This window comes from Limnohabitans parvus II-B4, assembly GCF_003063455.1.
In the GTDB taxonomy this organism is placed as follows: domain Bacteria; phylum Pseudomonadota; class Gammaproteobacteria; order Burkholderiales; family Burkholderiaceae_C; genus Limnohabitans_A; species Limnohabitans_A parvus.
The window spans coordinates 93,920-105,923 of sequence record NZ_NESN01000004.1 but is presented as its reverse complement, the minus strand read 5'-3'; the positions used below and the strand labels follow the sequence as shown (position 1 = coordinate 105,923).

Annotated in this window: 14 protein-coding genes; 9 read left to right on the top strand and 5 right to left on the bottom strand. The window is 59.9% G+C overall.

The genetic code is table 11. The annotated features are described in order from the left end of the window. Positions 1-11: 11 nt before the first annotated feature. On the top strand, positions 12-1,118 hold the full coding sequence (gene bamC, locus B9Z37_RS11100; RefSeq protein WP_240606711.1) for an outer membrane protein assembly factor BamC: 1,107 nt from the start codon (positions 12-14) through the stop codon (positions 1,116-1,118). Positions 1,119-1,247: 129 nt separating this feature from the next. Here bamC and B9Z37_RS14495 read toward each other — a convergent pair whose 3' ends face one another. Beyond that, positions 1,248-1,421 (bottom strand): hypothetical protein, encoded by a 174-nt coding sequence (locus B9Z37_RS14495; protein ID WP_167394373.1) that lies wholly within the window; start codon positions 1,419-1,421, stop codon positions 1,248-1,250. 183 nt (positions 1,422-1,604) lie between these two features. After that, on the bottom strand, positions 1,605-2,741 hold the full coding sequence (locus tag B9Z37_RS11095; RefSeq protein ID WP_108313096.1) for a JmjC domain-containing protein: 1,137 nt from the start codon (positions 2,739-2,741) through the stop codon (positions 1,605-1,607). A gap of 66 nt (positions 2,742-2,807) precedes the next feature. Here B9Z37_RS11095 and B9Z37_RS11090 point away from each other — a divergent pair, with 66 nt between their 5' ends. Continuing rightward, a complete protein-coding gene (locus B9Z37_RS11090; RefSeq protein WP_108313095.1) occupies positions 2,808-3,341 on the top strand; it encodes an FKBP-type peptidyl-prolyl cis-trans isomerase in 534 nt (177 codons plus the stop codon). A 73-nt stretch (positions 3,342-3,414) separates the two neighbouring features. Here B9Z37_RS11090 and dut read toward each other — a convergent pair whose 3' ends face one another. Continuing rightward, a complete protein-coding gene (dut, locus tag B9Z37_RS11085) occupies positions 3,415-3,864 on the bottom strand; it encodes a dUTP diphosphatase (RefSeq protein WP_108313320.1) in 450 nt (149 codons plus the stop codon). 2 nt (positions 3,865-3,866) lie between these two features. After that, the gene (coaBC, locus tag B9Z37_RS11080) at positions 3,867-5,090 is read right to left on the bottom strand and encodes a bifunctional phosphopantothenoylcysteine decarboxylase/phosphopantothenate--cysteine ligase CoaBC (protein ID WP_108313094.1); all 1,224 of its coding nucleotides are present in this window, start codon (positions 5,088-5,090) and stop codon (positions 3,867-3,869) included. Positions 5,091-5,167: 77 nt separating this feature from the next. Here coaBC and B9Z37_RS11075 point away from each other — a divergent pair, with 77 nt between their 5' ends. The 7 genes from B9Z37_RS11075 to B9Z37_RS11045 are packed head-to-tail and all read left to right on the top strand — an operon-like array spanning position 5,168 to position 10,819. Next, a complete protein-coding gene (locus B9Z37_RS11075) occupies positions 5,168-6,814 on the top strand; it encodes a CTP synthase (protein WP_108313093.1) in 1,647 nt (548 codons plus the stop codon). A gap of 23 nt (positions 6,815-6,837) precedes the next feature. After that, positions 6,838-7,692 carry a 3-deoxy-8-phosphooctulonate synthase gene (gene kdsA / locus B9Z37_RS11070; RefSeq protein ID WP_108313092.1) on the top strand — a complete coding sequence of 285 codons (855 nt, stop codon included), beginning with the start codon at positions 6,838-6,840 and terminating at the stop codon, positions 7,690-7,692. Further along, positions 7,689-7,976 carry a DUF1330 domain-containing protein gene (locus tag B9Z37_RS11065; protein ID WP_108313091.1) on the top strand — a complete coding sequence of 96 codons (288 nt, stop codon included), beginning with the start codon at positions 7,689-7,691 and terminating at the stop codon, positions 7,974-7,976. The genes kdsA and B9Z37_RS11065 overlap by 4 nt, the downstream gene beginning before the upstream one ends. Positions 7,977-8,023: 47 nt before the next feature. Continuing rightward, a complete protein-coding gene (gene eno / locus B9Z37_RS11060) occupies positions 8,024-9,310 on the top strand; it encodes a phosphopyruvate hydratase (RefSeq protein WP_108313090.1) in 1,287 nt (428 codons plus the stop codon). A 5-nt stretch (positions 9,311-9,315) separates the two neighbouring features. Continuing rightward, positions 9,316-9,591 (top strand): cell division protein FtsB, encoded by a 276-nt coding sequence (ftsB, locus tag B9Z37_RS11055; protein ID WP_108313089.1) that lies wholly within the window; start codon positions 9,316-9,318, stop codon positions 9,589-9,591. Further along, positions 9,588-10,160 carry a nicotinamide riboside transporter PnuC gene (gene pnuC / locus B9Z37_RS11050; protein ID WP_108313088.1) on the top strand — a complete coding sequence of 191 codons (573 nt, stop codon included), beginning with the start codon at positions 9,588-9,590 and terminating at the stop codon, positions 10,158-10,160. Before ftsB ends, pnuC begins: the two co-directional genes overlap by 4 nt. Beyond that, entirely contained in the window at positions 10,157-10,819 is a 663-nt protein-coding gene (locus tag B9Z37_RS11045; RefSeq protein ID WP_108313087.1) for an AAA family ATPase, read from the top strand. The genes pnuC and B9Z37_RS11045 overlap by 4 nt, the downstream gene beginning before the upstream one ends. A 162-nt stretch (positions 10,820-10,981) precedes the next feature. Here the strand turns inward: B9Z37_RS11045 and hslO are convergent, their stop codons facing one another. Then, positions 10,982-11,968, bottom strand: a complete 987-nt coding sequence (hslO, locus tag B9Z37_RS11040; RefSeq protein ID WP_108313086.1) for an Hsp33 family molecular chaperone HslO — start codon at positions 11,966-11,968, stop codon at positions 10,982-10,984. Positions 11,969-12,004 lie beyond the last annotated feature (36 nt).

The window sequence follows — 12,004 nt, the reverse complement described above, 5'->3', positions numbered from 1 at the left end:
TGCCTGTGAAATTGTCCCCTCGCTCAACGTCTTTCCAAACGGCTCAACGCACCGCCGTTGTCGCGGCTCTGGCCATTTTGGTCAGCGGCTGCTCCATTCTGGAAGAAGACAAGATTGACTACAAAAGCGCCGCCAAGGCCCCCACACTGGAAATCCCGCCCGACCTGAGCCAATTGCGCCGTGACTCGCGCTACGCCATTGAAAGCAACTCGGCCACAGCATCGGGTTTCAACAGTGCCAGTGCACGTGTGGCCGATGCAGGCACCGCAGCCAACAATTTGGGCGATGTGCGCATGGAGCGCCAAGGCAACCAGCGTTGGCTGGTGGTGGCTCGCCCAGCTGACAAGGTGTGGGAACCGCTGAAAGAGTTCTGGACCAGCAACGGTTTTGTCCTGATCACCGACTCGCCTGACGTGGGCATCATGGAAACCGATTGGGCGGAAAACCGCGCCAAGATTCCGCAAGACATCATCCGCAAGACTTTGGGCAAAGTGCTCGATTCGCTGTATTCGTCGGGCGAGCGAGACAAGTTCCGCACCCGGGTGGAGCGCAATGCGCAAGGCGGCGTGGAGATTTACATCACCCACCGCGGCATGGTCGAAAACTACACCAGTGCACAAAAAGAATCGACGGTCTGGCAACCCCGCGCCAGCGATGCCGAGCTTGAAATCGAATTCTTGCGTCGCCTGATGGTGAAGCTGGGCGCCTCTCCAGTAGCCACCAAAACAGCCAGCGCTGACGCAACGCCTCTGGCAGTGGCCAGCGTGACGGCCGTTGACGGCCAACCCACCATTGTGCTCAACGACACCTTGGACCGCGCATGGCGTCGCACAGGTGTGGCGCTGGACCGCACAGGCTTCACGGTCGAAGACCGCGACCGCACCAAAGGCATTTATTTTGTGCGCTACGTGACACCAGGCTCTACCAACAAAGAACCAGGTTTCTTTGCCAAACTGTTCAGCAGCAAAACAGAACCCACGCCTTTGTCACGCTACCGCATTGCGCTGACCGACAAAGGCAATGCCAGCATGGTCCGCGTGCTGGATGCCAATGGCCAACCCGAGACCTCGGGCAATGCCGAGCGCATTCTCAAGCTCTTGGCCAACGAACTGCGCTGATTTGGGAGCAGGCCCACAAAGGCCTGTTGCCTCAGCCTTTGATGGCCATTGGCGATCACCCATAAAAAAACCCCGCAATGCGGGGTTTTTTGATGCGTTCCCGGCACATACCGGGAAAGCGCTGGCCAATTACTTGGCTGCAGAAGCGTCAGCAGCAGGAGCGGCTGGAGCTGCAGAAGCGTCAGCAGCTGGAGCGGCAGCAGCAGGTGCTGGAGCAGCAGGAGCAGCGGCTTCTTCTTTTTTGCCGCAAGCGGACAAAGCAGCAGCAGCGATGATGGCGGCCAAAACGAGGGACTTGTTCATGATGATTTTTCCTTATAGGGGTTGAAAAACAATTTCCGGAAATTGTCGAAACAACCTTGACGGTTGCTCTGACCGAGACAAAAGCACTCGAGCTCTTCTGCACTCAGCGCACTATTATAGCGTTTTCCCTAGTAAATCCTAAAACAAGCGCACGAACCTGACACGAAACCTTCGGACGGCTCCTCACACAAGGAAATCCTCAAGAGGTTTTATCCACGAAGCCGACATCCAGTCGAGCAAGGCCTCGCGAGCCGCATCACTCAACATGGCGCATGAAGCCGCAGAAAGCGTGCGCTTGTCGGCCAATTGACGCAAGAAGCGCGCATCCTTGCCGCCTACGCGAAAGCTTTCGCTGTTGATGAACACATGCCGATCGTCGTACATCATTTTGGTGCGTCGATCCAACTGAACACCCGCCGACAAATCAGGCTCGTTCTCTGAGGTTTCAAACCAGACATTCGATTTGGGTTCGGTCAGGTATTCACCCAACAAGCTGTCCAGCAAATGCGGGTCTTTGAGTGCTTTATCCACCACTTGGCGTGCAAAGCCAGACAAAGCCTGTGGAATGGCAGCAGGAGACGACACCGCCGTTTGTTTGGGATCACGGTAAAGCGCATCACCCAGCCCCTCAAAAGACTCATCGGCCAGGCCCAGCAAAAGCTCCCGTGCCAACTCGCCCTCTTGGGGTGCACGAAAGCCGATGGACCATGTCATGCATTCGCCAACGGCAACGCCATCGTGTGCGTATTTGGGTGGCAAATAAAGCATGTCACCCGGATTGAGCACAAATTCTTCTTCGGTCTCGAAGTTTTGCAAAATTTTTAGCGGCACACCCGATTGCAGCGTCAAATCTTTGTTGCGGCCAATGCGCCAGCGGCGTTGGCCATGGGCCTGCAGCAAAAACACGTCATAGCTGTCAAAGTGCGGCCCCACGCCGCCGCCATCGGTGGCGTAGCTGATCATCAAATCGTCCAGCCGCGCATCGGGCACAAATCGAAACTGCTGCATCAGCGCGTGCACGCCGTCGTGGTGCAGATCCACACCTTGCACCAGAAAAGTCCATTTTTTCTGACTGAAGGGCGGCAAGCTGCGCTTCGGAAATGGCCCATGCTTCATCTTCCACCCTTTGGGAGAATCAACGATCAAGCGCGACTCCACCCCCTCCTGCCCAGCCAACGTCACCAATCCTGAACGCCCGACACAAGGCACAAAACCAGGGATAGCATTGCGCACCAGCAAAGGCTTTTTTTGCCAGTGGCGCTTCATGAATTGGCTGGGCGTCAAGCCGCCCAAGAGGGCCAAGGGTTGTTCTGTGTTCATCGCGGGTTCTCACATCTCAAAGCCGGGGCAGCCAAAAAGTGGCCGCCAAACTGCGACAATTGTCCTATGGAAATCAAGACACCTTCTGTGGTCGCACTGACCTGGACACTCAAAGACACGCTGGGCGAAGTTCTGGACACCCTGGACGAGCCTGTGGAATTTTTCATTGGCGGCCAAGACCTGCTGCCCAAGATCGAGGAAGCCCTGCAAGGCCACGAACGTGGCGCCAAGGTCGACCTGCACCTGGAGCCCGAAGACGCCTTTGGCGACTTCAATGAAGAGCTGCTTTTCTTAGAGCCGCTGGCCCTCTTTCCCGAGGGCCTGGAGCCGGGCCTCACGATCGAAGGCACTGCTTTGCCAGAGGGTTGCAACCCGGATGCCCCACGCAACGCGCTCTACACCGTGACCGAAATCTACCCCGAGCACGTTGTGCTGGATGCCAACCACCCGCTGTCGGGCATCGCCTTGCGCTTGCACCTGAAAGTCGAATCGGTTCGCGAGCCGACCGAGTCTGAAGTGGGCAGCGGCAGCTGCGGCACCGGCTTTTTCAAAATTGAAGTCGGCGGTGACGGCGATTCGACCCTAAACACACTGCACTGAGCCAGCGCACATCCACTTCACGCATGAAAAACCGCCTGCATCGACCGATGCAGGCGGTTTTTTTAATGGGGCATTATTTTTTGCCTGTGGAGCCGTAACCGCCCTCACCGCGTTCGGTCGCAGCATCGAACTCGCTCACCACATGGAATCTCGCCTGCACCACAGGCACGATCACCATCTGCGCAATACGTTCCAAAGGCTCAATGGTGAACGCCAGCTCGCTCCGGTTCCAGCAGCTGACCATGAGCTGACCCTGGTAGTCGCTGTCGATCAACCCCACCAAATTGCCCAACACGATGCCATGCTTGTGGCCCAAGCCCGAGCGCGGCAGCAGCATAGCGGCGTAACCGGGGTCCTTGAGGTGGATGGCCATGCCCGTGGGCACCAGCTGCCAGGCGTTGGGCGCCAAGGTCAGCGGCGCGTCCAGGCAGGCGCGCAGGTCCAAACCTGCACTGCCAGGGGTGGCATAGGTGGGCATTTGCGCGGCAATACGCGCATCGAGGATCTTGACGTCGATGTCCATGGTCATGCTTGTGCTCCGCCCAGTCTTTGGGCAATGTCTTGAATGAGTAGAACGGCCAGCGCCTGCTTGCTGGTGTGCGGCAGTTCGCGGGCGCCATGGGCGTCCACCAACAGCAAGGCGTTGTCGTCTTGCCCGAAGGTGGCAGGGCCGATGTTGCCCACCAGCAGTGGCACCTGTTTGCGCACCCGTTTGGCTGTGGCGTGGGCCAGCAAGTCATGGCTTTCTGCGGCAAAACCGACGCAAAACAGCTCACCTTTTTGCGCAGCCGCAGACTGGGCCACTGTGGCCAAAATGTCGGGGTTCTCCACAAAGCTCAGCTCGGGCGTCTGCCCTGAGCCGTCTTTTTTGATTTTTTGGTCGGCCGAATTGGCCGGGCGCCAGTCCGCCACCGCTGCTGTGGCGACAAACACGCCCCGCTCTGGCAGATAGGCTTGCACGGTTTGGAGCATGTCGCGGGCAGAGCGCACGTTCACGCGCTTCACGCCCCGGGGCGTGGCCAGGCTCACCGGGCCAGCGATCAAGGTCACATCGCCCCCCGCTAGGCGCGCCGCACGGGCAACGGCAAAGCCCATCTTGCCGCTCGACAAGTTGGTGATGCCGCGCACCGGGTCAATCGCTTCGTAGGTGGGGCCTGCCGTGACCAAAACCGCCTTGCCCGCAAGCACCTTGGGGCTGAAAAACGCCTCCAGGTCTTCCAGAATCTCTTCGGCTTCGAGCATGCGACCGTCGCCCGTTTCACCACAAGCCTGATCGCCTTGCCCCACGTCCAGCACATGCACGCCGTCCGCCTTGAGTTGCACCACATTGCGCTGGGTAGCGGGGTTGGACCACATCTCGCGGTTCATGGCCGGGGCCACGATCAAGGGCACTTTGTCAATCGGACGGGCCAGACACATCAGGCTGAGCAATTCATCGGCTCCACCGTGCAGCAATTTGGACATGAAGTCGGCGCTGGCCGGGGCCACCACAATGGCGTCGGCTTCGCGGCTCAGGTTGATGTGGGCCATGTTGTTGGCCTCACGCGGGTCCCACTGCGAGGTGTAGACCGGTCTGCCCGACAGGGCTTGCAGGGTGACGGCCGTCATGAATTGCTCGGCGGCCTCGGTCATCACGACCTGCACCGTGACGCCCGCCTTGACCAAGGCGCGGCAGAGTTCAGCCGACTTGAAGGCCGCGATGCCGCCGGACAAGCCCAGAACGATGTGTTTTCCAGCCAATGTGCTCATGCCGGGGAATGTAGCAGACGCGACTGTCTATAATCACGATTTCCACCTACCGGGAGCTCAAGGCTCCCGTCTTGGACATGACCAAATTCGTCTTCGTCACCGGCGGTGTGGTGTCTTCCCTGGGCAAGGGAATCGCCTCCGCATCGCTCGCCGCACTCCTCGAATCGCGCGGCCTCTCTGTCACCCTCATCAAGCTCGACCCCTACCTCAACGTCGACCCTGGCACCATGTCGCCTATCCAGCACGGCGAGGTGTTTGTCACCGACGACGGCGCTGAAACCGACCTGGACCTGGGCCATTACGAGCGCTTCATCAACACCCGGATGAAGAAGGCCAACAATTTCACCACCGGTCAGATTTACAAAAGCGTGCTCGAAAAAGAGCGCCGAGGCGACTACCTGGGCAAGACCGTGCAGGTCATCCCCCACGTCACCAACGAAATTCAGGACTTCGTCAAGCGCGGCGCCGGTTTTGACACCCCTGAAGCGGTCGATGTGGCCATCGTCGAGATCGGCGGCACTGTGGGTGACATCGAGTCTTTGCCATTTCTGGAAGCCGTGCGCCAGCTCAGCCTGCGTCTGGGCCCCAACAACACCGCCTTTGTGCACCTGACTTACCTGCCCTGGATCGCCACAGCGGGTGAGCTCAAAACCAAGCCCACCCAGCACACCGTCCAAAAACTGCGCGAAATCGGCATCCAGCCTGACGCGCTGCTGTGCCGTGCCGACCGCTACATCCCGGACGACGAGCGCGACAAGATTTCGCTGTTCACCAACGTGCAAAGCTGGGGCGTGATCTCCATGCCTGACGTGGACACCATCTACAAAGTACCCCGCGTGCTGCACGAGCAAGGCCTGGACGGCCTGATCTGCGACAAGCTGCGCCTGAACACACCGCCTGCCAGCCTCAAGCGCTGGGACGACTTGGTGTACGAGACCGCCAACCCTAAGGGCGAAGTCACCATTGCCATGGTCGGCAAATACGTCGAGCTGTCGGACAGCTACAAATCGGTCAACGAAGCGCTGCGCCACGCGGGCATGCGCAACCATGTGCGCGTAAAGATCGAGCACATCGACTCCGAAACCATCACCCCCGAAACCGTGGCCAGCTTGGCCAACTACGACGGCGTGTTGGTGCCCGGCGGTTTTGGCAAGCGCGGTGTCGAAGGCAAGATCGAAACCGCCCAATTCGCCCGCACCCACAAAGTGCCTTACTTGGGCATCTGCCTGGGCATGCAGGTCGCGACCATCGAATACGCCCGCCATGTGGCCGGTATGAAGGACGCCAACAGCACCGAGTTCGAGCCCGAGACGCCTTTCCCCGTGATCGCCCTGATCAACGAATGGAAAGATGCGGACGGCTCGATCCAGGTGCGTGACGCCAACTCCGACTTGGGCGGCACCATGCGATTGGGCGCGCAAAGCTCCGACGTGGCCAAGGGCACACTGGCCCACCAAATCTACGGCGACGTGGTCACAGAGCGCCACCGCCACCGCTACGAGGCCAACGTGAATTACCTGGACGAGCTGCGCAAAGCCGGTCTGGTGATCTCGGCGTTGACGCAGCGCGAGCAGCTGACCGAAATTGTCGAGCTGCCGCAAACTGTGCACCCCTGGTATGTGGGCGTGCAATTCCACCCTGAATTCAAGTCCACCCCCTGGGACGGCCACCCCCTGTTCAACGCCTTCGTCAAGGCGGCGGTTGAGCACAAGGCTGCCGCCTGAAATATCCGCCCAAGGACAGCTCCATGAAACTTTGCGGATTTGACGTTGGCCTGAACCAACCCTTCTTTTTGATCGCGGGCACCTGCTCCATCGAAGGGCTGGAGATGTCCATCGATGTGGCCGGACAGCTCAAGGAAATCTGCGCGGGTCTGGGCATCCCCTTGATCTACAAGGGCTCCTTTGACAAGGCCAACCGTTCCTCGGGCAGCACCCAGCGCGGTGTCGGTATCGATGCGGGTCTGAAAATTCTGGACGAAGTGCGCCGCCAAATCGGTGTGCCCATCCTCACCGATGTGCACGACGAATCGCAGGTCAAAACCGTGGCCAGTGTGGTCGATGTGTTGCAGACCCCCGCCTTTTTGTGCCGCCAGACCGATTTCATCCGTGCCGTGGCCCAGTCGGGCAAGCCGGTGAACATCAAGAAGGGCCAGTTTTTGGCCCCTTGGGACATGAAAAACGTCATCGACAAGGCCCGCAGCGCAGCGCGTGAAGCCGGCTTGCCCGAAGACAACTTTTTGGCCTGTGAGCGTGGTGTGAGCTTTGGCTACAACAACCTGGTCGCCGACATGTCGAGCCTGGCCGAGATGCGCAAAACCGGTGCGCCGGTGGTGTTTGACGTGACCCACTCGGTGCAAAAGCCCGGCGGCCAGGGCACCAGCAGCGGCGGAGCTCGCGAGATGGTGCCGGTGCTGGCCCGTGCAGGCGTAGCAGCAGGCGTGGCGGGTTTGTTCATGGAAACCCACCCAAAACCCGCCGAGGCCTGGTCTGACGGCCCTAACGCGGTGCCTTTGGGCCGCATGAAGGCCCTGCTGGAGACCTTGGTGCAACTCGATTCCGTCACCAAAAAGAACCCTCTGTTAGAGGATGATTTCGCATGAGCGGCTATATCATTGCCCACGTTCAGGTGACCAACCCCACCCAATACGAAGAGTACAAAAAGTGGTCTACCGCAGCCATGCAGGCCACAGGCGCTGAAGTCTGCGTGCGTGGCGGCCGAGTGGAAGTGCTGGAGGGTGACTGGACCCCGGAACGGATCGTGATTCTGAAGTTCCCGACCTTCGATGCCGCCAAGGCGTTTTACGAAACACCCGAATACCTGAAAGCCCGAGAAGCCCGAGAAGGCGCCGCCATCATGCGCATGGTCGTGGTCGAAGGTCTTTGACCTGAGCTTGAAACCCCGTTTTATTTTTCAATTGAGAGAGTTCAAAAATGAGTGCAATCGTTGATATCGTCGGCCGTGAAATCCTCGACAGCCGTGGCAACCCCACCGTCGAATGCGACGTGTTGTTGGAATCCGGCGTGATGGGCCGTGCGGCTGTGCCGTCGGGTGCATCGACCGGCAGCCGCGAAGCGATTGAGCTGCGCGACGGCGACAAAAGCCGATACCTCGGCAAAGGCGTGCTCAAAGCCGTCGAGCACATCAACACCGAGATCTCTGAAGCCGTGCTGGGCCTGGACGCCTCTGAGCAAGCCTTTTTGGACCGCACCCTGATTGACCTGGATGGCACCGAGAACAAGAGCCGCTTGGGTGCCAACGCCATGCTGGCCGTGTCCATGGCCGTGGCCCGCGCTGCGGCCGAAGAGTCCGGCCTGCCGCTGTACCGCTACTTTGGCGGTATGAACGGCAACCAACTGCCCGTGCCCATGATGAACGTCATCAACGGCGGCGCGCACGCCAACAACAACCTGGACCTGCAAGAGTTCATGATCATCCCCGTGGGCGCACCATCGTTCCGCGAGGCTGTGCGTTGGGGCGCTGAAGTGTTCCACGCGCTCAAGAAAATCATCCACGACAAGGGCATGAGCATTGCCGTGGGCGACGAAGGCGGCTTTGCCCCCAACGTGGACAGCCATGAAGCGGCCATCCAGATGGTGCTCGACGCGATTGCCGCAGCCGGTTACACGGCTGGCGAGCAAATCGCCATTGGCCTCGATTGCGCGGCCAGCGAGTTTTACAAAGACGGCAAGTACGTGCTGGCCGGTGAAGGCGGCATCAGCCTGACGTCTGAGCAGTGGACCGACATGCTGGCCACTTGGTGCGACAAGTACCCCATCATCAGCATCGAAGACGGCATGGCCGAAGGCGACTGGGACGGCTGGAAAGTGCTGACCGACCGCTTGGCCAAAAACGTGCAAATCGTGGGTGACGACCTGTTTGTGACCAACACCAAGATCTTCAAAGAAGGCATCGACAAAGGCATCGCCAACTCGATCCTGATCAAGATCAACCAGATCGGCACCTTGACCGAAACGTTTGAAGCCATCGAGATGGCCAAGCGTGCCGGTTACACCGCTGTGATCTCTCACCGCTCAGGCGAGACCGAAGACAGCACCATCGCCGACATCGCGGTGGGCCTGAACGCCGGTCAGATCAAGACGGGCTCGATGAGCCGTTCGGACCGCATGGCCAAGTACAACCAGCTCTTGCGCATCGAAGAAGACTTGGGCGAAGTGGCTGTGTACCCTGGTCTCGCCGCCTTCTACAACCTGCGCTGAACGCCATGGGCAACCGCCTCGTTCCGATCGTGCTGATCGCCCTGCTGGCGATCGTGCAGGCCCAGCTGTGGTTTGGTCGGGGCGGTGTGCCTACCGTTGCGGAGCTGGAGCGTGAGCTGCAGCAGCAAAAAGTGGCCAACCAGGAGGCCCTGCGCAAAATTGAACAGCTCAGCGCGGAGGTTAATGACCTGAAGGAAGGCCTGAACATGGTCGAAGAGCGGGCACGCAACGAGTTGGGCATGGTCAAACCCAACGAAATCTTCGTTCAAATCGCCAAATGATGTCCGCAACCGAGATCGCCGGTTTCGTGCTGGCCTTGGTGATGGTGGTCTGCAGCATCCGCGAGCTGCACTGGAGCTGGCCCTTGGCCATCATCAGCTCCTTGCTTTACTTTTTCGTATTCAAAGACAGCCTGCTCTATGGTGAGGCGGGTTTGCAACTGGTCTTTGCCGCATTGGCTTTTTGGGGCTGGTGGCAATGGCTGCGCAAAGGCGATGACGCCCAGCCAGCCCTCAGTATCCAGCGCTTGTCGACGCGGGGCTGGTGGCTGGTGGTGATCGCCAGTGCGGTGTTGTGGCCTGCTTTGGCATTGCTTTTGCAGCACTTCACCGACAGCGATGTGGCTTGGTGGGATGCCCTGCCCACCGCCTTGAGTCTGGTCGGTCAGGCTTTGCTGGGCCGCAAATACATCGAAAACTGGCTCATCTGGCTGGTGGTCAACACCATCAGCGTGGCGCTGTTTGCCTACAAAGGCTTGTGGTTGACCTGTGTGCTCTATGTGCTGTTCACCCTCATGAGCGTCTGGGGTTGGCGCGCCTGGCGTCACAGCTTGCCCAAGCAAGCCACATGAACCGCGTTCGGCGTGTGGCCATCCTGGGGGCAGAAAGCACCGGAAAATCCTGGCTGACGCAAGCCTTGGCGGGTGTGATGCAAATGCGCGGGCATGCGGTGAGCACAGTGGATGAGGTGTTGCGCGCTTGGTGTGACCGCGAAGGCCGCACGCCCCTGCCGCACGAACAAATGGGCATCGCCCAAGCACAAGCCCAGGCCGTGGCGCGAATCACCCGGGGCTGGGTCATCTCGGACACCACCCCCATCATGACGGCGGTTTACAGCCACATGCTGTTTGATGACGACAGCCTGTACCCCATGGCTTTGGCGCACCAAGCGCTCTACGACGCCACCTTGATCACGGGCCTCGATTTGCCTTGGGTGGCCGATGGCTTGCAGCGCGATGGCCCCCATGTGCGCGGCCCGGTGGACACCCTGGTGCGCCAGGCACTGGAGCGAGCGGGCATCGCGTACCGCGTGGTGTACGGGCAAGGGCACAAAAGGCTGAACAACGCACTGCTGGCCATGGGCTTGTCAAGCGAAGACGAGGCTGCCCGCATGACCCGAGAAAACGCCCAATTTGCGATCAACCAAGGCCGTACCGTGTGGCAATGCAACGAATGCAGCGACCCGGATTGCGAGCACCGACTTTTCACAGGGCTGCTGGCCAAGCGATAGGTCAGCGGCCCTTCGGGGGCAGGGATCGCTGCTGCGAATTCAGGGACTCTGTGGGATGCCGCCCCTGCGGCCGAAGAGGTGGTTTGGCGTTATCGCTTGAAGCAACCCCAAAAGGTCTGCCAGCCATCGCTTGCAGGCAAGCTCCTACAAGACACTTGCAGATCAGTGCACCGAACCGCCCGGCACATCGGCGGGCAACCCTGTGAACAGGCCCGCCGCGTCAACCGGGTCAAAGCGGTACTGCGCACCGCAAAAATCGCAGCCCACTTCCACCTGGCCTTGCTCGGCGATGATGCCCTCGACCTCTTCAGTGCCGAGACTTCGAATCATGTTGCCCACGCGCTCGCGGTTGCAGCGGCAGGCAAAGCGCGGCCCCGTCTCGCCAATGAAGGGCTCAAACCGGGCCAGTGGCTCTTCCCAATACAGGCGGTGCAAGATGGTTTCGGCGTCCAGCCCCAGCAGCTCTTCGCGCTTGAGGCTTTTGGTCAAAATCGAAATGCGGCTGAAATCTTCGCTCTGGCCCAAGACCGACTCGCGCATGAGTGAATCGGTTTTACCTGCCAGATTGCCCTCGCCTTCAATGGGCAAACGCTGAATCAACAAGCCCGCCGCCACCTTGTCGTCAGCCGCCAGCACCAGCACGGTATCCAGTTGCTCGGACTGCAGCATGTAGTGCTCCAGCACTTCGCTGATGTTCTCCAGCTTTTCGCCCCGGTCACCAAACAGCGGCACCACGCCCTGGTAGGGCTGCTGGCCCGGCAAACGGTCTTGCGGGTCGAGCGTGATCGCGCAGCGGCCTTCGTTGTTCACGTTGACCATTTGGCTCAATGTCGCGTCGTCGGCCACATCGCCCACTTGGGTGCAGGTGGCGCGCAGGCTCAAATCAGGCTGCACCTCGACGACACCCAGCTTGACCGGGCCGTCGCCAAAAATCTGCAACACCAAAGCGCCGTTGAACTTGATGTTGCCCTGCATCAGCACGCCTGCAGCGGCCATCTCGCCGAGCAACTGGCGCACGGGCGCGGGGTAGGCTCCGGTCTCGGAATTGGCCGCACGACGCGCCAGGATGTCTTGCCAGGCATCGGTCAGGCGCACCAGCATGCCGCGCACCGGCAGGCCTTCAAAAATGAATTTATGGAGTTCGGACACAGTTCAATCAACAGCCGCTCGGGCTGATCCTCACAA